The organism is Inquilinus limosus, assembly GCF_051487185.1.
Classification (GTDB): Bacteria; Pseudomonadota; Alphaproteobacteria; order DSM-16000; family Inquilinaceae; genus Inquilinus; species Inquilinus limosus_F.
The window spans coordinates 50,186-75,029 of sequence record NZ_JAHVDK010000022.1; the positions used below are offsets into that span (position 1 = coordinate 50,186).

Sequence of the window (24,844 nt, forward strand, 5' to 3'; positions counted from 1 at the left end):
TGGTGCCGGAAGCGCTGCTCTGAACGGACGCTCTCACCTGCGAGGTGTGAGCTGAGGTAAGTGATGCTCCGGCGATCTTGCGTGGAGGCGGCGTATCTCCTCAATTGCACCCGGCAGCCAGAGGCGTGCCTGGCTCATGGCGAGCTCCGTAAGATCGTCCGGCAGCGACATGCGATAGACGTGCTTGCGGATGGCGAGGAACATCAGGCCGCCGTGCAGCGTCATGGCGAGCTCGCGCTCTTCATGCTGCAAGGGACGGCTTGCGAGATCAGGCAGCCCCGCTTCCTTCCTCAGCGCTGCGATGACCGGTTCGAGAATCGCGGCGGTCAGCATGGCGCCGCGCCGGCCGGGCTGGCCGTAGCCCTCAAGGCCGGCACGCACGAATAGCCGCATCGAGGAGGCGGTAATGGCGCCGAGATAGCCGGCATAGAGCCGCCCGAGCCGCTCGGCCAAGGGTGCATCGCCCGAGGCCAGCGCCGCCCGCCAGTCCTCCTTTCGCCACCGAGCCGCCCGCTCCTCGAACAGCGCGGCAACGATCTCGTCCTTGCTCGAAAAATGCTTGTAGAGCGCTGCCTGTGTGATACCGAGGCGCGCCGCGAGTGCCCGTGTCGAGGCGCCGAAGCCCTCCTCGGCAAACAGCGTGGCCGCTTCGGCGAGGATTTTCGCCCGACGCTCATTCCCTCGCAAGCGCCGACGCTTCGGTTGGTCCGCCTCGGCCGGCGGTCCTTCCAGCCCTGTCGCTACGATCTTTCGGCGCGGCCCTGCGCTCATATGGGCTCCCTTGAAACCTCGATGCGTCATGATCCGGCAAGGAAGCAGGCGCAACAAGCGCAATTGGCCAGAAACGATCGCAATATTTGCGGCCGAAAGCCAAACGGGATGCCGACCTAATGACGCTGATGGCGCGGTCCGGTCGGGTCCGATCGGCCGTCCGGGTGGGAATCGGTCCGTCCGCTCGCTGGCCCTCCTAACGCCCGGCGTAGGTGATGCCGGTTTCGCGGCGGAGATATTCACGGGCCCGGCCGAGGCGCGACCGGACTGTTCCGATCGGGATGTGGAAGGCGTTTGCCGCCTCCTTGTAGGAGTCGCCGTTGATCGCGACCGCCTCCACCAACTCGCGATGGTGCCGATGCAGCCGGGCGATGGCGCTCCGGAGGCGCGACAAGTCGAGGGCGTCGTCCTGGATCGGCGGCAGTGGCCTGTCGAGATCTTCAACTGGGCTGGCGACCAGTCGGTTGCGGCGCTCGAGCCGCGACAGAAACACCCGCTTCATCACGACGCAAAGCCAGCCGACAATGTTGGTGCCCGGCTGCCAGAGGTGGAACTTGTTGTAGGCGCGCAGCAATGTGTCTTGGAGCAGATCCTCCGCGTCGGCGCCGTTGCGGGTGAGAGACCGCGCATAGCGCCGCAGCTCGGCGACGACAGGGGTTACGGTGGCGGTGAAGTCGGCCCGGCTATCAGGGTGGCGTTGCTCCGGCATCGGTCGCATCCTCCCTCGATGAGATCACCGCCTCTGCAAACGAAGCGAGTCGAGGCGACAATGATTCTGCGGAGATAGTGAATCAACATCGCATTAAATGCTTCGTTCCATTTAAAAAATGATAAATTATGCAGATAAAGACTGCGATGATTCAGGCCGGATCGAGCTACATATCCGACATCCAGACTGTTGGCAGGACTGATGACCTGTCGCAGGCTTTAGCTGACGAGTTTGGCTGCGAGAGTCAGCACGTCGTTCCGCCCTCCTCGACATCGAACAGTGCGATGGCACCGAGGTTTGCCGGACGGCGGATGCATCCACACTATCGCTCCAGGCCAGCTTCACGGCCTCGTCCAGGCGCGCAACCGGACCCAGAACTCGGAAGCCTGCTTCGGATGTCCGGAGCTGGGGCCCGCCAACAGGGCCAGCACGGTTTGAAACGGCCGCGGAACGCCGTTCCGAGGGACGTCCGGTGTCGGGCCGCTGGAGCGATGACCGCATATGGCGCCCTTCGGCCGGCTGGCCTGGCCGGCAAGGGAGGAGCGCGGAAACTCCGGCAGGGCGGTCGAAGCGATCGGTGAGGACGCGCGGCGAAGATGTGGTATCAGACGCTCCGAGCGCCGAACGCCGTGCCAATCGTCCGTTGACCAGGATAGGCGTGCAATGGTGCTGAATTGCGCCGACTTCTACGATGCCGAACTGCAACGGCACAACGAGGTCTTTCGGGCCGCCCTCAAGGTCGGAACGCGCGATCGCGTGCTCGATATCGGATGCGGTGCGGGACAAACCACTCGCGAGGCTGCCCGCGTCGCGGTGGAAGGCAGCGTTCTGGGCGTGGACGTGTCGGCGCAGATGCTCGAGATCGCCCGCCGGCGCAGCGCAGAGGAGGGGTTGCGGAATATCGTTTTCGAGCAAGGCGACGCGCAGCTGCAGGTGTTTTCCCGCGCCAGCTTCGACCTGTGCATCAGCAGATTTGGGGTGATGTTCTTTGCCGATCCGGCGGCGGCATTTGCCAATATCGGCCAGGCGATGCGACCGGGGGCGCGTCTGGTGTGGATGGTGTGGCAGAGCCAAAGCCGCAACGAGTGGGCGACTGTGATTCAACAGGCGCTGGCACCGGGAATCGCCCTCTCCGCGGATGCCGCCACCCCGTTCTCACTGGGCGACCCTGCCGCCACCACGGACGTCTTGAACGCATCCGGCTTTGCCTCGGTCGATTTTGCGGAGGTCCACGAACCGGTCTTCTATGGTCCGGACGTCGATGCGGCTTATGAGGCCCTGATCGGCCTGCAATTCATCAAGGATCCGCTGGCCCGGGCAGGCGCGGCGGTCGATGCGGCGCGACAGCGGCTGCGCGATCTGCTCGAAACGCACCTGACCGCGGACGGCGTGCTGTTTGACTCGCGCGCGTGGATCATTACCGCACATCGGGCGAACGGCTAGCCAACGGCTCGCGTGAGGTCATGTCCGGTTTCGGGAGCTGGGCGCGATGGCCGCTTATGGCGCCGGCCGGATGGGTTGCGTGCAGTGCAGGGCGGGATGCGCTGCTATCTCGAAGCCGCCGGCATTCGTGCTTCGAAAAATGGGACTGTTTTAACCTGCAACCAGAAGATTGCAGGCCAGGCCGATGATGACGGCGCCGGCGGCTAGGTTGACGATCAGCCGGGCCGTCCCAGACCAAGGTGTAGGTCAGCGCAACGAACGCAGGGCATCGCAAACCCTAGGTGCGATGGAGCGGCGGGCGGCTTCGACCTTAGCCTCTGATCCACGGCCGGGATAATCGCGCAGCGTCGATCCCATGCCGGACGCCGATCCTGGAGAGGAGGCACGTCATGGGACATGTACAGAAGACCGATCCCCGTCTGCCGCATCCGAAGGCAACGGGCCTCACGACGGCCATCTGCGGCTTCGCCACGCTAGGCCTGGTCGGGGTGCTCGGCTTCTCGTTCGCATCCAACGCGACGAATGCGCCCGGCGACGGCGACAAGCCTGTCACCATCGTCACCCGTCCACCCGCCACGGACATGGCCGTCATCGCCAGCGCCGCGCCGTTTGACGTTGCGGGCTGCACCGCAATGGCGGCGGCGCATCGCTGAGAGACCGGGCGTCTCCATTGCTCGCCGTACCGGTTACCGAACAAAACAATTGAGCCGCGGAGCGATCCATCGCTCCGCGGCTCTGCTTTTCGCTCGCCCCGATTGTGTCCGGCTTCCGGCCGTCTTCACCACCGATAGGTATCAGCAAGCCCGTCGAGGACGATCGTGCCGCCGTCGAGCAGGGGCGGGCCGTCCGGGACGCCGGCCTCGATCGCCGGTCTGGCATGGGCTGTCAACAGGACTCGACGCCGAACCTTGGGCTTCGACCGGATCATTGGGCCGGCGGCCGCGATCCAGAGTTCGACGGCTTGCGCCGAAACGCGGAGGCAGAGGCGGCGGTCCGTCGTCATATCCTCGCCGGCTGCATTTCGGACCGCGAACCGAATCTCGAATTCTCCGGTCCACCGCTTGTCCGACACGCCGAGCGTGTGTCGCGAGCAGGACAGGTGGAAGATGTCCAGCCAGCGGGCACCTGACTCGTAGCGGTGGGACGAAAACGAGATCGATCCGCTCCAGAACATCGCCTCCTCCGAATTCTGTGGTCGTCGAGACAGTCACAGGATGGCGGACGTCTTGGGCCGGACCCATTCCACAGTGGTTTGCGCCGGCTGGCGCTTCGTAGGCCGGGAATAGACGTTGGTATAGGTCGCAGCGCGCCGGTTGTCCGGAATCAGCTCGGCCGGGTCTCGCGCTGCAGCGCCGAGGCCAGGCAAGCGATCAGGACCTCGGCATCCACCGGCTTCTCGAGGAAGCCGTGGGCACCGCCGGCCATCGCCCTCGATCGCGTCACCTCGTCGGTGTACGAGGTCATGAAGATCATCGGGCAGGGCTTGCCTTCCGCATTCAGCAGCGCCTGGAGATCGAGGCCGGTCATACCCCCCATCCGGACATCGACGACCATGCAGGCGACCGCGGACTGGCCCGGGAAGGCCAGGAAATCTTCCGCCGAGGCGAAGGGCAGGGCACGGTAGCCCAGCGAGGAGAGAAGATCCTCCAGCGCCTCGCGGATGGCCTGATCGTCGTCAATGACGGCAATGACGGGCGGATGGGACAAGATACCTCGGGGACAGCAAATCGGGCCTGGGGCCCGCCTGTCCTGGATAGCCGAGGTGTCGCCGGCCGGATACCATACATAGGTGCAGGACGAAGCGGCTGTCGGTTCAGCCCAGGTAAAAGCGTCACCGCTCCAGCAATTCCGCCTTTCGCACCAAGTCGGCGACCGACCGGACGCCCATCTTCCGCATGACATTGCCGCGGTGCAGCTTGACCGTGATCTCACTGATCCCAAGAAGTCCGGCGATCTGCTTGTTCATCAGCCCTTTCACGACCGCCGCCATGACCTCCGTCTCGCGTGGGGTCAGGGTGGCGGCCAGCGCGGCCACCTCCTTTGCCGCCGCGGCCTCCTGCCGTTGCGCCAGGTCCTTCTCGATGGCGGCGGCCACCGCATCCAGCATGTCCTGGTCGCGGAAGGGCTTGGTCAGGAAGTCCAGAGCCCCCGCCTTCATCGCCCGCACGCTCATCGGAATGTCGCCGTGGCCCGTCATGAAAATGATCGGGCGGGTGTTTCCGCTGCGCGTCAGCTGGGCCTGCAGATCCAGCCCGCTGAGTCCCGGCAGGCGGACGTCGAGGATCAGGCAGCCGGGCCGCTCGACAGGGGCGGCGTCCAGCAGCTCCCTGGTCGAGCCGAAGGACCGTGCCTCGATACCGACCGAGCGCAGCAGGTCCGTCAGCGCCTCGCGAATGGTTTCGTCGTCATCGACGATGAGGACGAGGGGGGCGGCCGACGCCGCCCCGGCTGGTGCTTTCATGACGCTTGCGCGGTGTCCTGTTCCGCCGGCAGAGCAAACTCGAACACCGCACCCCCCTGTTCATGATTTCTAGCCGTCAATCGTCCGCCATATGTCTCGATCGTGGAACGGCAGATCGCAAGCCCCATTCCCATGCCGCCCGGCTTCGTCGTGAAGAAGGGCTCGAACAGCCGGGCTTGGACGTCGTCAGGAATCCCCCTGCCGCGATCCCGGATCGAGACGCGCACCTCTTGTGCATCGGGCGCGGCGGGATCTTCGACGCGGACCGTCAGCTCGCGCGAGGCCGCCGGCATTTCGGCCATGGCGTGTACGCCGTTGGTCATCAGGTTGATCAGCACCTGCTGCAGCGCGACGCGGTCGGCCCTGATTGCCGAGATCGCTGGCGCAAAATGCGTGACGATCTTCGCGGCATGGGCGTTCAGCTCGGTTTCCAGCAGCAGGACCGTCTCATCGATCAGCTCGCGCAGATCGATCGCTTCGTCGCGGCGCTCGGCCCGCACTAGTTGGCCGCGCGTGCGCTGCACGATCTCGGCAGCCCGCCGGCCGTCCCGGACCGTCCGTTCCGCGGCGCGCACCGCCGCTTCGACATCGGGCGGATCCTTGCCGAGCCAGCGCAGGCACGTCTGGGCATTCATCACGACGGCGCCGAGCGGCTGGTTGAGCTCATGGGCGATCGAGGCCGAAAGCGCGCCGACCGTCGCTGCCCGCGAGGCGCGCGCCAACTCGGCCTGCGCCGCGAGCTGCGCCTGCTGAATCTGCTCGCGCTGCGTCACATCCACCATGCCAACCACCACGCGCCCGAACTCGTCCGCCTCGTCGGGGAAGGAGATGCCGAGGAGGACGGTCAGGGCCTGTCCGTCTGCGGCGATCAGCTTCGCTCTCCCCTCGAACCGGCCTCTGCCCTCGGCCACCGCCACCAGGACCGACAGGAGGGCAGGATCGTCGGCCGGCACGAAGCGTTCGATCGAGCCCAGCGCCTGGGACGGCGACGAGAGCCGCAGCAACTCCGCCGTGGCGTGGTTGACATCCACGGTCCTGATCCGGCGCGCGCAGTCCCGGGCGAAGGCCGGATGCTCCCGGGCATAGGCAGCGACATCCTGCACGCCCTGTTGCCGGAGCGCCGTGAGCAGCGCCTTGACCTCGGAGAAATCCTGCTCCCACAGGGAGATCCGGGCCTGCTCGAAGATCGACCGGTATCGCTTCTCGCTTCGGGCCAGGGCGGTGTTCGCCTGCATCAGGGACTGCTTCGACGCCTGGTCGCGAAGCAGCAGTGCGGTGGTGATCACGATCGCGGCCAGTGAAATTCCGCAACGGATCGTGGCCGAGGCATCTGCATCCAGACCGTGTGTCGCGAAGAACGAGAAACCGGTGAGGCACGCGCAGACCGACGCCAGAAGGATGAGGCCACGCCGCGATAAGGTGTCGGAGGCGAGGAGCATCACGAGCACGTAGAGAACGGCGATGGCTCCCATGACGTCGGTGAAGGTGTCGATGACGAAAACGATCGAACCCAGCAGCAGCGCCAGGGGGCGGCGCCAGCGGCGCCGCTTGGAATTCATCCGCTCCCAACCATGCCCGGAACCGCGCCCTGGCTTGAGACTAGCGGTGTAGGGCGGCTCTGCGGCGTCCCGGCTCATCGATGGTGGCAATCCGTGTTGGGCAATCGGCTTTGTCAAAAGGCCAGAAGCAAGCCTGACGCGGGCGCTCGCCGACCGTCAAGTTGCCAGCCGCGCCCGCATCACTTCTGCCGGCGCGAGGGCAAGGCTGCGCGGGCGGCGATGGCAGCGGACATCGACGGCGCCTACAATGTCCTGCGCCGGATGCTGGCCTGATCGAATAGCAGTGGGCCGGAACCACACCACCCCGAGATGCGACCGGCGGTTTCTGCCTTTAACTCCGCCTTCTTGCCGCGACGGGCGTGGCGCCGGGCAACTGCAGCCGACAGTCGCGGATCGGCGTGAAGCTGTTGCCGTCCCACTGGACGATCCCCAGCGGGGCGTAGTGATGGGTCACGCCGTGCGGCAGGATGGCGAGCGGCCGCTTCTCGCCGGTGCCGGGCACCGTCTCGTGCGGCCATTCGACGTCGCCGGTCGCGACGCGCGCCGGGATCAGCCAGTAGTCGCCCGTCCGATAGACCGAATCCCCGGGGGCGACGAACTGGATCTCGACGCCATCCTCCAACTCGATCCAGGCTTCCTGCCCCGCAGCTGCATCCGGGATCGGCACGGCATGGTCGTCCTGGTCGAGCGGAAAGCCGCCGGCCTCCGCATCGCCCTCCTTCTGGTCCCAGCGCCGGAGCAGCGGATGCTTCGACGGATCCCTGCCGACCTCGCCCGGCACGCTGCCCGACAGGATGACGCGGCGCTTGCCGCGGTGGATGGACTGCACGCGCAGCAGCGCATCGGCGCGGTTCGCCGCCACTGAATCGTCGTCCTGGACCTCCACCCAGTCGCCCTCGACGAGGCCGAAGCGATCGTCGCGGCCGAGCGAATCCAGCACCAGCGTGCTGCCGTTGGCGCTCAGGATCGGGAGGACGACGGCGCCGTTCTCACGCGACCATTTGAAGGTCGGCTTCGCGCCGCCGGCGCTGCCGCGATGGATCTCGACGCGGTAAAGCTGGTTCTCATGGCCGCGATAGGCGGCGTCGGGGTCGATCGTGCACGGATCCGTGTCGGTCGGACCTGGCCGCACGCGCGCGCGGAGCCTGCCGCGATCGGCGGGTTGCAGGGCCTCGCGAAGGGCGTCCGGGGTCATGCAGGCGGCGGCGGCCCCGTTGGCCTGCAAGGCGCCGACCTGCCATACGACCTTCGTGCGCGCCGAGGTGTCAGGACCATTGAGGGCGACCTCGCGGATCGCGTCGTCCTCGACATGGGTGACGAGCCGCTCCCAGACGTCGAGATAGAGTTGAAGGACGCCCTTGTCGAGATCGGCGAAGCGTGCGGACACCCCCTCGGGCTGGGTGCGGAAGGTGGTGATGCGCTGCAGGCGGGGCTGCTTCGGCTCCTTGCTGGCGAAGGGGCCGATGTCGGTCAGGGTCAGCACGCGCTCGGCATAGTCGATATCGATGATCCGCGCCCGCACCGGCGGGATGCCGGTGGCCGGGTCGGCATCCATCAGGCCGACATACTGGTTGACGCGGAACGGCCTCCCGTCCACCGAAAGCTCCGCCGGCCGCACCCGGTTCTGACCGTCGGCGAAGGTCACCGGCAGCCAGGTCGCGTCCAGCTCGCACAGGATGCCGTCGACATAGTAGCGGCCGGCGCCGATCGCGAAGTCGCCCCCGGCCGCCGTCACGATCGACGGGTCGAGATCCGTGAAGCCGAAGCCGAGATGGCCCGCCGGCCCGCCGGCCGGGCCGATGATATCGGCCGCGAGGCACCGCAGCTGGTAGAGCATGATCGAAGATTGCTCGTTCCAGTCGGCATCGAGCTGGACCCGGCCCTGCTGGGCGACCACGCGGCTGAAATGCTTGAGACGATTGAATGTCGTACGAGAAATATCGGCTTTCACGATGCCCCTCCTTTAGGTGGCGAGGAGGATGCCGGCATTGACGCCGGCGGGGGTGTATTCGGCCAGGCGGGTCCTGAGGGCTGCGATCCGCTGCGGCTGGAAGAGATCGTGGAAGGCTCCCATCTCGGACTCGTCCTCCGCGCCCGTGGTGATCTCGGCGGCACAGGATTGGGTGAGCTGGCAATAGGCCGCGTGCCCGTAGCGGATGCTGTTGAAATCCGGCGCGACGCGCAGGCGTTCGCTCTCGATCCGCTCGTCCCGCTCATCCGGGCCGATCTTGCCCTCGGCGAAGAGGTCGGCCACCGCCTTCTCGACGAGGTCCGGCTGGCAGTGGTATCGGCGCGGCGTCCGTGATCCGGGCGGCACATAGGAAAACCGGATGCAGCCGATCTGCCGGCGGCAAGCGTGCACCAAGCCGGTGAAGATGCTGTTCTCGGCGAGCGTGATCGCATGCGTCTGCACCTGGCCTATCAGGGTGCTTCTGAGCACCGTCAGCGTCGCGAAGGCGCAGAGCTTGCCGGAGGCACCGATGGCGATCCGCTCGTCGGCGGTGGCGTCGACGATGCTGTCGCTGATCCGGATCTCTACCGGGTCCAGCTCGGCCTCGTCTCGCTCGACCTGGATCGCGCCGACGATGCTGTGCTCGACCGTCAGGCACCGCGGCGCGTTGATCAGCTCGATGCTCGGCTCCGTCGGGCGCTTCGGATCGCAGTTGCATTCGAGGCTCCAGCCCGGGACGAGGGTGGAGTGCCGGACGGCGACGCCGGAGACGCCGCCCGAGACCTGCATCCCGCGTCCGGTCACGACCACGCCGTCGAGGACGAACCAGCTCGGCCCCTCGCCGGAGACGCTGAGGCTGTCGGGGTAGGAGGTCCGCCAGTCGAGCATGCGGAGGACTGGTCGTCTGCCGCTGGCGGCGCGGAGCTGGAGCGACTGGTCCTTGGCGAGCTCCACCGCGACCGGCTCGGTGTAGACGCCGCTGTCGAGGATCTCGATCACCGCGTTCCGCGGCGCGTCCTCCTTCCATTTCGCCAGCGCGTCGCCGATCCGCTGGAACGCCGGCTCGGGGCCGGCGGCGACCGGCTGCTGGCCGACACGGTAGATGGCCGCATCGGCCGGCTGACGAACCGGACGGGAATATTCGCCGCCGCCCATGTCGGCGCTGAACCCATAGGAGTAGGAAACCCAGACCGCCTGCTTCCGCACCTTGTCGGGGGCGAACATGATCCGCCCGAGCTCGGGGTCGACGGCGACCTCGTCGCCGATCGGGCGATAGCGCCAGCCGCTGAGATTGGCGGGCACGATGCGCTTCGCCGGAACCGGATTGTCGAGCGACCCGGTCCAGATCCGGAGACTCTTCCCGTCGCCGTAATAGAACGGGACGCCCGAGACCAGCCGTCCCTGCGTCTCGCGCGCGTCGAAATCGCGGCGCCGGATCGGGGCGGGGACGCGGAGATCGGGGGTCAGGCGCGGCGCGGCGAGGTCCGGCCTGACGAAGAGCGCGGTGTCGTTGCCGAGCGGGCTGAAGAGATAGCAGTTCGGCGATTCCTCCTCGAAGCAATAGGCTGGCGTCCGGGTCACGGTGTAGGAGTGGAGCCGCCAGACGAAGACGCCGAGATCGGGGATGTTGGCCCGTCCCCCGACATGACGGGAATTGGCCCGTCGGACATCGACGCTCCGCGCCATCTCGTCGAAGGGGCCGCCGATGGAGTCGAGCGCGTCGCTGTCGCGAAGCTCGGCGGTGCGGCCGCGGTTCAGGCGCAAGTGATTGATGTTCTGTGTGACGGCGAGGCCCCGGTAGAACTCGCGCGCCTGGGCTGGCCAGCCGGAGACCGCGCCGGCCAGCTCCTCGATCAGGCTGAAGCTGCCCTTCCGGCGGCGGTAGCGGAGGGTGTTGGCGACCTCCTGCCGCGGCACCATGGTGCGGTTCCGCGCCTGGCCCATCGCATCGCCGCCGCCGAGCCGCCCAGCGCTCTCCACCGGCTGATATCCGATCAGCGCGCCGATATAGGGGACGACCCAACCCTCGCAGGTCTCGATGAACCAGTTCTCATAGAGCCGCGCAATGTCCTCCTCGATCAGGGTCACCTGCTCGCCGATCACCTGGAGCAGCGCGCGGAGCGGGTAGCCCTGATCGGCGTCGCGCATCCGGTAGACGGCCGGGATGAGGTCGTAGAGGCGATCGGGGCTGGCGTTCGGCAAGCTCATCGTCCGGCCTCCGTCAGGATCAGCGTGTCGGGAATGGCGGGGGTGAGATAGACCAGCTCGGCCGGCAGCACCCGTTCGCACGGATCGTCGGATGCTGCGGGAGCGATGGCTGGATTCAGCCTCGCCCCCCTGGCCGTCACATAGGGCCTGAGGCCCAGCGAGCCCGCAAGCTTCTCAAGCTCTTCCGCGCTGATGTCCTCGGCGATCGAATCGAAGTGCTGGATGGCGACATGGGCGACGCCCTCGATTCCCTGGATGACGGCGACGGCCTCGCTCTGGAAGGCGGCCTGGCCGAGGTCGCGCTGCTCGAAGCCGAAATGGCCGAGCAGCGCGCGGCGGATCTTCGGCTCGACGAACTCGAAGGCATAGTCCGGCAGCAGGGCGACGGCGGCGCTGATGACCAAAAGCTTGATCTTCCGGACGCAGAGCTGGACCGGAAGATGCGGATCGCCGAGCGCCTCGATCGCGCCGAGCAGGTTGCGGTAAAGGTCGGAGGTTTCGAGAATCGGGATGTCGTCGACGCCGGCGACGGTGACATGCACCAGTTGGCGGCGGCCGTCGCTCAGGCGGGCGGCGCTCGCCTTGCCGATGCCGGCGAAGCTGCGGGCGAAATCGGCGTAGTCTTTGACCGAGACCAGCCGGTCGAGCGCCATGAGCGCCAGCGGAGCGTTCCGGCGCCCGGCCTCGACGCCGTCGCGGTCGGCGCCGCCGCTGGCCGCGATCGGGTTGATCACGCCGTGCAGCCCGAGCGGATGCGTCGCCAGCTGGCTGATCTGGTTGGCCTTGACGTTGCCGCCCTTGCCGATGCCGTAGCGATAGGTCGCCTTGATGTTGGCGGTGCCGGTCGGCAGGCGGGCGCCATGGACGCCGTTGCCGAAGACCAGCGTGGTCTTGCCGGCCTCGTCCGTGCGGGTGACGAAGACCCGCTCGCGCGGGCCGGCGGCGGCGAGGCTGCCGGTCTCGTGCCAGGCGATGTCGTTGACCCGCGCGACCAGCGTGCTGGCCGCACCCTCTGCGGTCGGGGCCGAGACGAAGGTCAGCGGCGCCTGCCGCAGCGCTAGGCTCTGGAAGGCGGCGCTGCCGTCGCCGTCGCCGAGCACCTCGCCGACGGTCTGGCCGTTGGTCGCGCTGGCGACGTTGCCATGGATCGTGACCGTCGCGGCGTCATAGGTGTAGGCGAGCGGCGTGGCGAAGCTCAGCCGGGTGTGAAGCTTGCCGGGGGCGGCGGAGACAACGGGGACCTCATCGTCGTCGCCTTCATCGGAGCCGGAGGATCCGCCGGAGCCGCCGTCCTTGCCGGGAGGCTCGTCCCGGATCTGCGCGACGCCCGCGAGCATCACAAGCTCGGCCGCGGTCACGCCGCTGACTCCGGGCACGTCCGTGCGTTCGCCCGAGACGATCAGCCAGCGCCCGGCCTCGAGCCCGTCGAGCGCCTCGGGCAGATCGATCGTGTCGCCGCCGACATCCGCGTCGAGCGGCTCCTCCGCGAAGGCGAGCGGCTCGGACTGGGCGTGGACGATGGTGTCGCGAAGCGTCGCCACCGCCCCCACGATCGCCCCTAGGTGATTGTTGCCCGTGTCCTTGTCGTGCTGCCGGACATCGGCGAGCCATTGCGGCTTCAACGTCAGCAGCGTCACCTTCGCGGCGAAGCCCGTGTCGGTGTCCATGGTGAAGACGGTCGTCTCCTCCACCCGGTGGTAGGTGACGACCCGCTCGCCGGTCGGCTCGTGGTCGCTGTTGACCTCCGGCCGGTCGATGGCCACCCAGCTGCCGGGCCTGATCCGGTCATAGGTCGCGTCCAGCGCGACTGCGCTGGGAGGCTCGGAGCTGCTCGGAAAGATCGACGACCAGGCTTCCCTGAGATCGAGCGGCTCGAAGCTCGTGGTCGATTTGCCTGTGGAGTCGTCCTTTTCGATGATGGGCCGTCCCGGATAGGTGCTGGCGAACAGCCCGGCGCGCACCCTCAACGCATGCGCCTCGAGCCGGTCCGCCGGCTTCACGATCCGGGTCCAGGCCCGGTAGAGCAGGGGCGCCGCCGCGGGCTTGAACGCACCGAGCAGGCGCGGCGCGATGTCGGACCGGCCGGAGAAGCTGGTCGCGATCGAGCGTCCCAGGCGGATGGCATTGGCCGGCTGGACCGATGCCGGGCGGCTGAGCCGGCTGGTGAGCGCCAGCAGCTCCGCGACCGGCGAGATCTGGGGCCTGGACGGCTTCTGCCCGAGGGAACCCGCGCCGGGGCCGCGGGCGAGGATTGCCGCCGCATGGCGGATCAGGGTCGCGAGGCGCGTGAAATGGCGGCTCTCGGCCAGCGCCTGCTTCTCGGTGAGGGCCGCGAGGGTCTCGGCCGCCGAAGGGGGCACGACCGCCGTGTTCTCGTCGTCGGCGATGTGGTCCTCGATGATGCCGGCAACCTCCGCGGCAAGGTCGCTTCCGGGGAAGAGCTGCCTGGCCTTCTTGGCGTAGAGCTCCAGAAGCGTGAAGGTGCCGGCGGTGGTCGGCAGCCCGAAGACGACCTGGGTGCGCTTCTCGTCCTCCTGCGCCTCGACCGCCTCGATCCGGCGCATCGTCTGCCGGCCTTCCTCCTCGCCGAGGACGAAGAGCATCGGGTCGTTGGCCTTCAGGTTGGTGGAGGTCCCGGCGAGATAGACGGTATCGAGGGAGTCGGCCGCGGTGACCTCGGTGAATCTCGGGTCGGCCGGGCTCACCATCTGCGGCCGCGTCAGGCGCGGTTTCAGGGCGTTCCATTCGAACCGCGCGTCGAGGTCGTCGGAGGTCTCGAAGAACTGCGGCAGATCCCCCGCGCCGGGGACGCTCTGCGCCCGCGTGCCCTTCGGAACGACGCCCTTGAAGTCGGCGGCGACGGTGAAGGCGAGATGGACGCTCGCCGCGACGCCGGGCCTGAGGCGATATCCGATGAGGTTCCCGAGCTCCTGGATCGAGCGGCGCTCGGTCGCGGTCGGCAGATAACCTTCGTTCGCGATCCGCTCCTGATAGAAGGTGAGGACATCGCCGATGACGGCGAAGGCGTCGAGGAGCGCAATCGACGGATCGTCCGGCGCCCGGGTGGTGAGGCCCTTGAGCGGGCGGTGGAGGTCGACGCCGTCGCCATAGGGCGAGGGCACGGCGATGGCGAGGGTCGACAGCCGCGCCAGCATGCTCTCGGTGAAGCTGGCATAGCTGCCGACGCGATAGCGAAGCGCCGTCAGGCTTGGAGGGTTGATGACGGCGCCGACGGCACCGATTCCCGTGCTGCAGCCGCAATGGCACGCCTGTGTCATCGTCCGCCCCTCATCAGAAGAGTGAGCCGCCCCTTCTCCGGAGCGTTCGGATCGCTGCCGAGCTGCGCGATCTCGAATGGCTTGAGCCGCAGCACGCCGCCAGGGGGAAGCTCCTGGATGGATCCGTCGGCCGCCGGGCGGCCGAGGCGATAGCGCGCCAGGCGCACCGCCTGCACCTCCATGACGCCGGTGACGGCCTGCGCCGCCGCGACGATGAGACTCTGGAGAATGCCAGTGCCGAAGGTCAGATTGTCCGGATGGAAAAAGCCGAGGGTTCCATCGGCCAGGGCCCGGTCGCTGAAGACGTCGCGCAGCCTAGCCTGGACATCGCCGCGCAGGACATGCGGCCGGACGCAGATCTCCAGCGCAAGATCGACCGGGACGTAGCGGGCGGGTCCGATACGGAGGTCGTGCCCGATCCGGCGGAAGGGGTCGAGATAGGCGCCGAGCTCGCCGACCGTCTGCGCGTCGGCCACCTCGCTGCCGAGCGGATCGATCGCGATCTCGGCCTCGTACCAGCTTCCGGTCCAGGCGAGCGCCGCCTTGGCTCCCTGCAGGCGGCGGAAGGGCGAGGTGCAGCTGAGGGTGCCGGGCGGCATCTCCTCGCCGGGCTCCTCCTCGACGATCGAGCGCGGATCGTCCGGTTCGGCGCGGAGCGGCGGATCGTCCGGGCCGGGTGAATATTCGGCCGCCAGCAGGCCCTGAAGCAGCTGGGGCCGGCCGGCGAGGCGGCGCGCATCGTCGGCCGCGAGCGCCGCGTAATCGTCGGCGGTGATCGCCCGCTCCCGGGCCGTCCGGAAGGCGTGGGGGGCGAACATCTTCACCTCCTGCACCGGCTCGGGCGGAGTGCCGCCGGCCGCGGCGAGCGGGTTGCGGACCTTCAGGCTGCCGCCGGCGTCGAGAGTCTGGCGAAAGACGATCAGCCTGATCGTCTCCGCCCCGACATTGCCGGCCGGTCCGTTGCCCAGCCCGTATCGCGCGCCGAAGCGGGTGCCCGCTGCCGGCTTCTGCCCTTCGCGGCCGTTGCCGAAGCGGATCCAGGCGACGCCGTCGTCGTCGTTCTCCACCACGAAATGACGGTCGTCGGGCGAGCTGGCGAGGAGGTCGTGCCTGACGGTCCATTCGGCGGAGTCCACCACGAAGGACGACGCATCCGCGCCCTCGGGCGGCGTCGACGTTCCGGTGAGCCGGACCCATGGCAGGGCGCGGCGCGGGTCCTGCAGGATCATCCTGCCCGCGCAGCCGCAGGTGGGAAGCGGTTCGGAGTAGGTCAGAGGGACCTGCGACAGGCGCGGGTGGAAGTCGCGGGGCACCAGCCGGGTCTCGGCTGGCTCGCAATCGCTGGCGCAGACCGGGACCGGCGGCAGGGCGCCGACCGTCCCGATGTTTTCCTCATGCGTAGCCGAATTGTGCACCAGGATGACGTTGCCGCGCGCGACGCTGATGTGGTCGCGGACATCGCAGTCCGGCGGCGGCATCCTGGCCGAGAGGCAGAGCGGGAAGGCGAGCGCGTCCTCCGCGCACCACTCGATCTCGACGACCGGCTGCCCGTAGCCGTCGCCATAGGAATGGTAGAGCGGGTCGATCGCCGGCGTGACCTTGGTCAGGCGCACCGCCTGCCGCCGGGTGGGGTCGGCGTCGGCGGGATTGCCGGTCTTCGGACCGATCACCTCCTCGAAGATCAGGACGTCGCCCGCCTTGAGCTGCAGGGCGCGGTGCGTTCCGGGCGGCTCCGCCGGGGGCGGGCCCTGCTCCTCGTCCTTGGCCTCGTTCCCTTGGTCCTTGCTCTTGCCCTTCCCTTTGACCTTGTCCTTGATCCAGCTGTCGACGAGCGTCGCCGAAATTGCGCCTTTCGGTAGCCAGCATTCGCGGTTGCCCCAGCTGTAGAAGCGGATTTCGCTGTGGGCGGCGACGATGTCGATGGGCGTGTCGGGGTCGGCGACGAGCGGCTCGAAGATCACGGTGCTGCCCGGCCGGGCCTTGGCCATGTCGTCCGGCGTCAGCACGCCGGTCCCGGGCGCGCCGGGGAAGCCGGTGCTGAAATAGATGTCCCTGGCGGGGATGGCCGGCAGATCCACCGTGCTGTCGATCGTCACCCAGGCGCGGGCGTTGCAGCCTTCATGCATGAGGTGGTCGACGAGGCGCGCGTGGCGGCGGACTGAGATGCGGCGGCGCGCCGTGCCGAGATAGGCTTCGGTGGCGACCGCGTCCTGATAGTAGCTGAGCTGATCGCCGACATAGGCCAGCAGCTCGACCAGCATGATGCCGATGTCGGGAATGTGGCGTTCCCGCCAATCGGGCATGGTGAGCGCCAGGCGGTCGAGGATGAGCTGCCGAAAGCTTGCATAGTCCTTGGCGAGATAGTTGATTTCGGGGGCTGGGCCGATCTGCGGCGGGCAGGACGGCTCGGTCCTGCAGTCGAGGTCGCTCGGGCAGCCCGCCTTGAACGAGAAGCCGACCGAGGCGTAGCGGGGATCGAAGCCGTCGAGCGGCGTGTCGGTCTGGTCGCCGTTCTCGTCGAGCTTCACCAGGCTCAGGTGATAGGTCGAGAAGTCGCCCGGCTTGTCGACCGTCACCTCGAGATAGTCGTCGAGCGTGGGGTCCTTCTGGCGGACCACGCGAATGCCGGTGACGGCGACATCGGTGATGCGCCGGCCGCCTGTGATCCTGACGTTCCGGCGCTCGAGCTTCGGAGGCGCCTTGCCGAGGAAGGTGACGGTGAGGTCGGTCTGCGCCTCCCCGACCTCGACATAGTCGAGGCCGTAGAGATCGGCCGTACGCACATCGTCGCGCCGGTCATCCTCTCCGCATGTCAGACACTGGTCGTCCATCTTCGGCCTGCTTTCCCTGCCGGCGCGGCGGCGCCGGCCCGTTGCTCATGCTGCGGTCCGCACGAAGGTCTCCGTCGCCTCGGCGCCGGTGCGCCGCAGCGCATATCGGACGGTCACGTTCAGCCTCGCGTCCTCGGCCGAGACCTGCAGCTCGCGAAGGTCGATCAGGTCGCCGAGATGGCGCTGCAGGGCGGCCTGCGTCGTGAACTGCAGCGCCGATGCCAGCTCGGGGCTGTTCGCCGCGAACACCATCTGCAGCAGTCCGCTGCCGAAATCGGGGCGGTTCACCCGCTCGCCAGGGCTGGTGAAGAGCAGCTGCTCGATCATGTCGCGGATGTGGTCCGCGTCATCGGCCGCGTCGGTGCGGCCGCTGCTGTCGAAATGGAACGGGAAATCGATGTTCATGGCGGTCGCCTCAGCTTCCGGTCACGCGCGTCTGGGTCATCGCCACGATCAGCGGCGTCCCGGTCGGGGCGCAGATCGCCTGGCTGTCGAGCAGCAGCAGCGGCTGGCCGTTCGAGGTGACCCGCAGCGCCGAGGTGATCCACTGCGCGGTTACGCAGGGCCCGTTCGCGGTGGGCGGCGGCGGCAGCGCGCAGCCGGCGATCACATAGGGCGCGGCCATCGTGACGGTCGGCTGGCCCATCACCGTCACCCGCGGATTGGGCACGGTCGGCTGCGCCTGGCCGCCATGGGCGCAGAGCACCGTGGCGCCGACATGCAGGAGGAATCCGGGCATCGCCTCGCTCCTTTCGCGCTACACGACGACCAGGGCGCCGTTGTTGATGGTCACGGTCGGGCCCGCCATGACGATGCTCGCCCCCTTGCCGTTCTGGATGTAGATGCCGGTGTCGTTGACGATCAGGGTCGCGCCGGTGGTGCTCTTCAGCATGATGCCGCCCGTGGGGCCGGGCAGGTCGCTGATCACCACCGTGTTCTGCAGCGTCGACTGCAGGACGATGTTCGGATTTCCGGGGACGCCGGCGAGCGCCAGCGCCGGCACCTCGGCAGGGTTCCCCCACCAGCCGCCGGTCCACACCGGGCGGTCGGGGTCGCCCGCCTCGAACTGGATCCAGACGCCGGCGCCGACCTGCGGCACCACGAAGGTGCCCATCTGCTTCCCCGCGATCGGCACGCACGGCATGGCCCAGGTCGAAGGCGTGGCGCCGCCGACATCCGGGACGATCGCCATGATGCGACCGAGCATCATCGGGTCCACGTTGTTGAACACCGTGCCCCGATAGACGCCGAAATATCTCGCCGGGCTCGTCATATGCTCACCGTCGAAACCGAGGAGCCGATACCGCCACGCGCCAGCGAAAAGCTCTGCTTGTATTCGCCGCGCTTGATATTGTGCGTGACGCTCTTCACGTAGTACTTGCCGTCGTAATAGGGGCCGGCGCCGCGCACGGCCGCAAGCTGACGCGCCTTGAAGACGTGGCCGTAGCGGAGCACGTCGAGCGAGCCGCTCGCCGTGACGACGTCGGCGGTGTTGAACTGGGCGGCGAGCCCGGCCAGCGCCGCCTGGATCGGCCCGACCCCCGCGCCGGGAGTCAGCTGGGTGTATTTCAGCGGCGTCGCCGAACGGGCCGCATTCGGGGCGCGGATCAGGTCGATGTTCGGCACCGGGATGGGGATCGGGACCTTGGAGTTCGGCTCGATGACGGTGACGATGTAGTTGGTGGCCAGCGTGCCGTCATAGGCGAAGCTGATCGAATCCAGGTTGGTGCTGGCGTCCAGGTTGATGCTGAGCGCCGGCTGCATCCCGCCGAACATGGTGGTGAGGTCGGGGCCCCAATAGGCCATGCTCGACCCCGGCTGGGGGCCGGGGTCGAGATAGAAGACCGCCCCGACCGTGCCGGCGATGGCGGTCAGGAAGGCGTAATCGGTGCCCTGCTGCTTGCGGAAATTCTCGATGGGATTCTCGATCAGCGTCATGATCGGCGGGATCGCCACCGGGATCACGCCGAGCACCAGATATTTGGCGAGAATCATCTCGACCACGACGAAGAGCGGGATCGCCGGGTACGGAATCCCGGTGAAGTCGATGAAATCCATCAGCGCGGTGAGATCGAGTCCCGTCACCGTCAGGATCGACTTGCCGGCGGCGTTGGCCGGCGTGAGGTCCTGCTTGGTGATGATGCCGTCCATCAGCACTTCGGTCTGGCCGTTGACGGTGACGGCGATGATTACGCGCTGGCGCGGGTCGAAGAATCCGGAGGTGTGCAGCTGCGCGATCGGGGCATTCCTGCCGATCGTGAACTTCAGCTGGAAGCCGCCCTGGCTACCGACCGACGAGGTCACCTGCACGTCGGTCAGCGCTTCGATCACCGTGCGCGGCACCGGGCTCGCATTGAACGAGCCCATCATCAGGGTGAGATAGAAGCCCTTGTTCATAGCGCCGTGCCGCTGATGCCTTCGGGCAGCGTGATGCGCAGCCGCCGGCCCGGGCTCTCGGTCAGCTCCGCCGGGCGCATGGCGTTGTTGGCGTCGCACAGCCGCCAGAACAGGGTCGGGTCGCCGAAATGGCGCGCCGCGATGGCGTCGACCCGCTCGCCCTCCGCGACGGCATGCTCCTGCAGCAGCTGGAAGCGGTCGGGCTGCGGCAGGAAGCGCCGGCGGACATAGGCGACCACGGAACCCCGCTCCTCGCGCGTGGCGATGTCGATTCCGTGGTAGCGGCTGGTCGGATCGAACAGCGTGCGCCGCAGCGTGGCCTGCGCCAGCATCGCCTCGACGGGATCGGTCAGGCCGGTCGGCCGGTCGTCGCTCATGGCAGCCCTCTGATGCCGAGTTGCGCCTGCGTGCCGTACTGATAGAGCTGCGCCAGGCTCTCCTTCTGGCGCTGATAGGCGAGGTAGAGATTGCCGCCCTTGTCGGCGAGCGAGAGGTCGTCGACTGAGAGCACCTGCAGGCCGAGCGAGACCTTGGCGCGGAGCGGGTTCAACTGCGGGTCGAAGGCCTCCTCGGTGATGCTGAAATCGGTCAGCCTGACCGGCACGATGCGGGAGGCGCTCCAGACGAAGAGGCTCATCGGCGCCAGCATCGGCATGATCTCGAGCGTGCCGGACTGGGCGAGCGCGAAATTCGCCTGCAGCGTCGCGGCCGGCGGATAGACCAGCGTCTCCAGCGCCGCGAGCTGCGGGAAGATGCCGTGCGCGACCACGCTCTGGTTCCGGTCCGGGAATTCGAGCTGGTCGGCGGCGTCGATCTCGGCGTCGAGCTTGATCGTCTCGACTGGCGGGCCGATCAGGCGCAGCGCCTCGGAGCGGTCGCCGCCTTCGGACGCGCCCTTGATCTTCAGCGTGCGGGACAGGGTGTCCGGATTGTACTGCAGCACGATGATGCCGTTCGGCCGGATGGCGAACGAGCCCGGATCGAGCAGGACAAGGCCGCCCTTCAGCACGCGCGGCGAGCCGGGGAAGCTGGTCATGGCGTCCCTCCGCCCTCTGCGAACCGGCGGCGCGCCGGTTCATCCCCCGAGGGAGACGGCGGTGCGGCGTGGGTTCGGATCGCGCTGAAATCATGGGATATCGGCGACCGCATGGCCCGCCGTCCCGCGATCGGGACGAGGCCGTTCGGCCCCGGCTGCACCGGATGCTTCTCTGCAGGCGCCATCGCCGTGGGTTTGGTGATCCCGCGGATCAGACTCTTGTTGATCCGCCCGTCAGGCTCGAAGGGCAGAGGCTGGGGACGCGCCCCCTTGTACTTCTCAAGCGCGGTCTCGCACTCCTCGAGCTCGCCCTTCACGCTCCGGCAGTCGTCCTCGCTTGCCTGCGACCCCGCGGTGAGCCCGCCAAGCCAGCTTCCCAGGAGCCAGCCGAGCCCCGTACCCAACCCGGCGCCGAGGACGCCGCCCACGATCCCGCCGGCGACAAGCCCTCCCACGTCGCGACTGGATTTCGAGGCCAGTTCGGCGACCTTCACCCCGGCGACGGCACCGCCTGCCGCTCCGCCTAATCCGAGCGTCGTGGCGCCGACGATCCCGCCGACGATGCCCCCTCTCGACTTCGCGTCTCCGCACCGTGCATCGATGGTCTCGTGCAGGCACACCGCTTCGGCACTCCAGGCCCGCAATTCCGCGTTGTCACTGTTGAGCTCGTGCCATTTGCCGTAGGCCGTGCCGCAGAGATCATTGACGGCTTCGCTCGGAAATGCGGGATCGAGCTCGTCGGGGGGAACGCCGCCATCGTCGCGCGCTTGGCACTTGGTGACGCGTCGGCAGGCCTCGGCAAGATGCGGATCGCTGACATGCGCTTCCTCGTGCACGCGCACGCAGTTCCCGACGGCATGCTCCTTGTACACGGTGGGAATGAGCTTGCCCGACTCGCATCGCGTGTCGCCGAGATTCGGCGATCGCGCGGCCGCGTGATCCCGGGATGTCCCCTGCCCTGGGGAACGGCACGCGGCGCATGGCCCGCCGCCGATCGTATGCCGGCCGCAGGCGCAGTGCCGCCGCAGCAACCCGGAGTCGGGTTGCCTGCTGACGCGGGCCGCCTTCGCGGCGCATGGTGAATGCGCTCTAGGGACCACGGGAGCTGCCTCCCCGATGTGACCAGATCGTTTGTGCGCGTGAACGACATCCACCGGCGGTGTGGTGATCGCAGCCGCGCAACCGATGCCGATCGCGTATTTCTTTCGTCGTCATTGTTCGAGGGCCGAGTCGATCTGGCTTGATTGGGCGGGTGTCACACGAGCCTTGAGCCGGGCGAGCAGATGCTTGAACTGATTCTTCAGGTTCTGGCGTGCCGTGGCCGTGGCGCTGCGCAGAGCCGAGACGATCGCGACGACATCGATCACGGCACGTCTCAGCTGCCGGCGGATGAAGGCGGCAAGTTCGAAGGCCGGGATCAGGTTGACATAGCCGGTGATGCGTTCGCGGTAGCTGGAATCCGTGGCTTCGGCGTCCGCGCGGGTTTCCTCGTCCGGATCGAGATCTGTCGGGTTGTAGGTGTAGCGCGGGGCCGTCACCGCGACGCGGTCGTGACGCCTGGCCGCGCCGAAGACGCTGCCTCCTTCTTCGCGCATCGCGTCCTGAAGCTGCGCCAGCGACAGCCGCGTGAAGGTTCGGCTGCCGCCCATCCGATCCTCCCACTGGGCCAAGGATATGGGGCCGTCGGCAAGGGAGGGATCGATGACGGTCTCGATCAGGCCGCGCACCGGGTCCCGGACCTTGATGATCGGCGCGACGTGCCAAGCCCAAATTTGGTCCGGAGGGCCGGTCCTGACCGCGTTCCCTGCGTCCTCGGTGTTGTCTCTGTTCCTGGCGTAGTCAGTTGGCGCGAGAAGCGGGCTCCTGCCCGCCAGCGCGAAGACCTTCTCCGAGGCGTAGCCCATCTCCGTGAGCAGCTCCTCCATCCGGTGTGCGCGCGCGTAGCAGCCGTCCGGCGCATGGTGGAACGGGATGCGGGCCGACCCTGTCGTCGTAAGGATCGAGGCCTGCGACAGGGCGGCGAAGATCTCGTTCGCCTGCTCGGGCGAGACCTCCTCGGTCTCCGGCCTGCTTTCCAGCTGGCCGCGACGGATCCAGCCGACGCGATTGAGGAACGGGCCGACCGTGACCCGCACCCTGACCCATTGCTGGCCGCCGGCGTTGAAGGGCCGGCCGATGCCTTCGTCGATGATGACCAGCCGCGTGTTCTGCGGGAGCAGCACCGTGGATGTCGGGGGCAACGTGCTCGGGTCGTCGACGAGTTCGGCGTCCGGAGCCTTGGTTTCCCAATGCATCAGGCGCCGGTTTCCCGACACCAGGGCGGCAATCAGACCGCCAATGATCGCGGCGCCGGCAATGGCACCGATCGCGATGCCGATCCCTGCGCCGGTGCTCAGCCGGCTCAGCAGGCCGGCTCGATGACCCGGCGAGACCAGGGCACCGGACGAGCCGGCCTGCGCGTCCGCCGCCGCGATGCGGCCGGCCCGATCGGCCTCGGCTTCCGACCGGCTGTCGGGTGGATCGATCCGCAGATCCGGTGTGATGCTCCCGCTGCCGTTCTGCGCGACATGGGCGAGTTCATGCGCAAGGACAGCCCGGCCGACGGGGCGCTCGAGGTCGAATCCGCCGCTGCCGAAGACGATGTGCCGTCCGACGGTGTAGGCATGGGCGTCGACAGCGTGCGCCGACTGGGCGGCGAAGCTGTCGAGATGAATCTGCACGTCGCTGAAGTCGTGCTTGAAGCGCATCTCCATGTCGCGGCGTGCGCGGTGCGGCAGAGGCTGACCGGCCGTGCCGAGCACCCGGTGCACGATCGAAGGCACGTTTCGCGGCGTTCCGCTGCCGGCGTTCAGCCGCCGCAGTGCGGCGTGTTCCTGCTTGGCGCAGTTCGCGCACTCGCCGCCGGCAATCGTATGCTGGCCGCAGGAGCATTGGCGCTGCAACAGGCCTGCGGAGCGATGTGCGCTCGTCTGGAGCCCTGCAGAATTGGCGTGCGTCAGTGCGGCAGCCGATCTCTTCATGGCACCCGCCCGCCGCGTTTTACCTGCTCGATGAAGGGCAGATAGGCGGAGACGTCTCTCCCCGCCTTGAGCGTTTCATAGAAATCCCCGCAGATGCTGGCCTGCTGTTCGGTGTTGAAATCCGTGAACTTCTTGCCCGCGGCGTGGGCGGCCTGCAGGGCGGCCTCCCCGCCATAGTCATAAGCGCGCGAGCCGCGCATTGCGGTCACGGTCTTGCGGACGACCGAGATGCCGTGCTGGGTCTGCCAGGCATGGGTCAGCTCATGGATCAGCAGCGGCATGTACTCGGCCAGCGGCTTCGACAGGTAGCCTCGCGGCAGATAGGCCGTGTCGAAGGGCGTGCGGGCGTAGCCCCCGATGGTCATCACCGGGGCGGAGTCGGAGACCTTGGCGGTGGAGAAGTTGAGGCTCGTGCCGAAGACCAGCTTGGCCTCGGTCTGCTCGGTGGCATTGAGCGGGCGGGCTTCGGAGGTGGCGACGTCGCCGGCTACCATGCCGATGATGCCGCCGAGCACGCCGCCGACCAGCGCACCGACCCATCCGGCGCTGGCGCCGATCCCGGCCCCGAACGCGGCGCCGGCCACACCGCCGCCGATCGCGCCGCCGGTGGCCCGCTGGATCGTGCCGCGATCCGCGCTCCGGCCGATGGGCGGGGCGGCCGCGCCGGCGCCGACCAGCTGCGAGACCTCGCCGGCTTCCCGCTCCGCGGCCGTGTCGGCCGCGCCGACGCGGTAGGTCTGCAGGCTCGGTCCGCTCCGGCCCTGCTGCACGACATGCGTCAGCTCATGGGCGATCAGCGTCCGGCCGTCCAGCGTGTCCGGTCGGTAGCGGCCGGGGCCGAAGACGATGTCGCGCCCTACCGTGTAGGCCTGGGCGTCGATCGCCCGGGCCGAGATGCCTGCGCTCTGGTCGGTGTGGACACGGACATGGCTGAAGTCGCGGCCGAAGCGGGGCTCCATGAAGACGCGCGTCGAGGCATCGAGAGATTGGCCCGGCGATGCTGGCGTAGCCTCGACCGCGCCTAGTGCAGCCCGCGGTCCGCCGTGCCGCTGGGCGGCGGGACGGTGGCCGGGGGGCGACCAACTGTCGGCCGCGTCGGTGGCCGAGGTGTGCGAGTGGGGCCGATCATGCGTGCCGCTCATGTCCTCACCTCCGCTCCGGGATCTGCGATGGCGCGCCG

General features: G+C 68.1%; 21 protein-coding genes. 2 read left to right on the plus strand and 19 right to left on the minus strand.

Annotated features, from left to right (window positions below; all coding sequences use genetic code 11):
* Positions 1-33: 33 nt before the first annotated feature.
* Both KXR53_RS23440 and KXR53_RS23445 read right to left on the minus strand, forming a co-directional pair.
* Positions 34-771, minus strand: coding sequence for a TetR/AcrR family transcriptional regulator (locus tag KXR53_RS23440; protein ID WP_437377697.1), 738 nt, complete (start codon positions 769-771; stop codon positions 34-36).
* 196 nt (positions 772-967) lie between these two features.
* The gene (locus KXR53_RS23445) at positions 968-1,480 is read right to left on the minus strand and encodes a sigma-70 family RNA polymerase sigma factor (RefSeq protein ID WP_437377698.1); all 513 of its coding nucleotides are present in this window, start codon (positions 1,478-1,480) and stop codon (positions 968-970) included.
* A 663-nt stretch (positions 1,481-2,143) separates the two neighbouring features.
* Here KXR53_RS23445 and KXR53_RS23450 point away from each other — a divergent pair.
* Both KXR53_RS23450 and KXR53_RS23455 read left to right on the plus strand, forming a co-directional pair.
* Positions 2,144-2,923 carry a class I SAM-dependent methyltransferase gene (locus KXR53_RS23450; RefSeq protein ID WP_437377699.1) on the plus strand — a complete coding sequence of 260 codons (780 nt, stop codon included), beginning with the start codon at positions 2,144-2,146 and terminating at the stop codon, positions 2,921-2,923.
* Positions 2,924-3,312: 389 nt separating this feature from the next.
* On the plus strand, positions 3,313-3,576 hold the full coding sequence (locus KXR53_RS23455; protein WP_437377700.1) for a hypothetical protein: 264 nt from the start codon (positions 3,313-3,315) through the stop codon (positions 3,574-3,576).
* A gap of 125 nt (positions 3,577-3,701) precedes the next feature.
* Here the strand turns inward: KXR53_RS23455 and KXR53_RS23460 are convergent, their stop codons facing one another.
* The 17 genes from KXR53_RS23460 to KXR53_RS23540 all read right to left on the minus strand — a co-directional run bounded on the left by KXR53_RS23460 (position 3,702) and on the right by KXR53_RS23540 (position 24,806).
* Positions 3,702-4,097: a hypothetical protein gene (locus tag KXR53_RS23460; RefSeq protein ID WP_437377701.1), complete on the minus strand. Its 396-nt coding sequence runs from the start codon at positions 4,095-4,097 to the stop codon at positions 3,702-3,704.
* 149 nt (positions 4,098-4,246) lie between these two features.
* Complete coding sequence (locus KXR53_RS23465) at positions 4,247-4,630, minus strand: response regulator transcription factor (RefSeq protein WP_437377702.1); 384 nt, start codon at positions 4,628-4,630, stop codon at positions 4,247-4,249.
* Positions 4,631-4,754: 124 nt separating this feature from the next.
* On the minus strand, positions 4,755-5,384 hold the full coding sequence (locus tag KXR53_RS23470) for a response regulator transcription factor (RefSeq protein ID WP_437377703.1): 630 nt from the start codon (positions 5,382-5,384) through the stop codon (positions 4,755-4,757).
* Positions 5,381-6,943 (minus strand): sensor histidine kinase, encoded by a 1,563-nt coding sequence (locus KXR53_RS23475; protein WP_437377704.1) that lies wholly within the window; start codon positions 6,941-6,943, stop codon positions 5,381-5,383. Before KXR53_RS23475 ends, KXR53_RS23470 begins: the two co-directional genes overlap by 4 nt.
* Positions 6,944-7,274: 331 nt before the next feature.
* On the minus strand, positions 7,275-8,894 hold the full coding sequence (locus tag KXR53_RS23480) for a DUF6519 domain-containing protein (protein ID WP_437377705.1): 1,620 nt from the start codon (positions 8,892-8,894) through the stop codon (positions 7,275-7,277).
* 12 nt (positions 8,895-8,906) lie between these two features.
* Positions 8,907-11,102, minus strand: coding sequence for a hypothetical protein (locus tag KXR53_RS23485; protein WP_437377706.1), 2,196 nt, complete (start codon positions 11,100-11,102; stop codon positions 8,907-8,909).
* Positions 11,099-14,380, minus strand: a complete 3,282-nt coding sequence (locus KXR53_RS23490) for a putative baseplate assembly protein (protein ID WP_437377707.1) — start codon at positions 14,378-14,380, stop codon at positions 11,099-11,101. Before KXR53_RS23490 ends, KXR53_RS23485 begins: the two co-directional genes overlap by 4 nt.
* Positions 14,377-17,211, minus strand: coding sequence for a hypothetical protein (locus KXR53_RS23495; RefSeq protein WP_437377708.1), 2,835 nt, complete (start codon positions 17,209-17,211; stop codon positions 14,377-14,379). Before KXR53_RS23495 ends, KXR53_RS23490 begins: the two co-directional genes overlap by 4 nt.
* Positions 17,212-17,256: 45 nt before the next feature.
* Positions 17,257-17,616 (minus strand): GPW/gp25 family protein, encoded by a 360-nt coding sequence (locus KXR53_RS23500; RefSeq protein ID WP_437377709.1) that lies wholly within the window; start codon positions 17,614-17,616, stop codon positions 17,257-17,259.
* Between the two features lie 10 nt (positions 17,617-17,626).
* Positions 17,627-17,950 carry a hypothetical protein gene (locus tag KXR53_RS23505; RefSeq protein WP_437377710.1) on the minus strand — a complete coding sequence of 108 codons (324 nt, stop codon included), beginning with the start codon at positions 17,948-17,950 and terminating at the stop codon, positions 17,627-17,629.
* Positions 17,951-17,968: 18 nt separating this feature from the next.
* Positions 17,969-18,484 (minus strand): phage baseplate assembly protein V, encoded by a 516-nt coding sequence (locus KXR53_RS23510; RefSeq protein WP_437377711.1) that lies wholly within the window; start codon positions 18,482-18,484, stop codon positions 17,969-17,971.
* Complete coding sequence (locus tag KXR53_RS23515) at positions 18,481-19,608, minus strand: hypothetical protein (protein ID WP_437377712.1); 1,128 nt, start codon at positions 19,606-19,608, stop codon at positions 18,481-18,483. Before KXR53_RS23515 ends, KXR53_RS23510 begins: the two co-directional genes overlap by 4 nt.
* On the minus strand, positions 19,605-19,985 hold the full coding sequence (locus tag KXR53_RS23520) for a hypothetical protein (protein WP_437377713.1): 381 nt from the start codon (positions 19,983-19,985) through the stop codon (positions 19,605-19,607). Before KXR53_RS23520 ends, KXR53_RS23515 begins: the two co-directional genes overlap by 4 nt.
* Positions 19,982-20,644, minus strand: coding sequence for a hypothetical protein (locus KXR53_RS23525; RefSeq protein WP_437377714.1), 663 nt, complete (start codon positions 20,642-20,644; stop codon positions 19,982-19,984). Before KXR53_RS23525 ends, KXR53_RS23520 begins: the two co-directional genes overlap by 4 nt.
* Positions 20,641-21,516 (minus strand): hypothetical protein, encoded by an 876-nt coding sequence (locus tag KXR53_RS23530; RefSeq protein ID WP_437377715.1) that lies wholly within the window; start codon positions 21,514-21,516, stop codon positions 20,641-20,643. The genes KXR53_RS23525 and KXR53_RS23530 overlap by 4 nt, the downstream gene beginning before the upstream one ends.
* A gap of 339 nt (positions 21,517-21,855) precedes the next feature.
* Positions 21,856-23,664, minus strand: a complete 1,809-nt coding sequence (locus KXR53_RS23535; protein ID WP_437377716.1) for an eCIS core domain-containing protein — start codon at positions 23,662-23,664, stop codon at positions 21,856-21,858.
* Entirely contained in the window at positions 23,661-24,806 is a 1,146-nt protein-coding gene (locus KXR53_RS23540) for an eCIS core domain-containing protein (RefSeq protein ID WP_437377717.1), read from the minus strand. The genes KXR53_RS23535 and KXR53_RS23540 overlap by 4 nt, the downstream gene beginning before the upstream one ends.
* Positions 24,807-24,844: the final 38 nt, after the last annotated feature.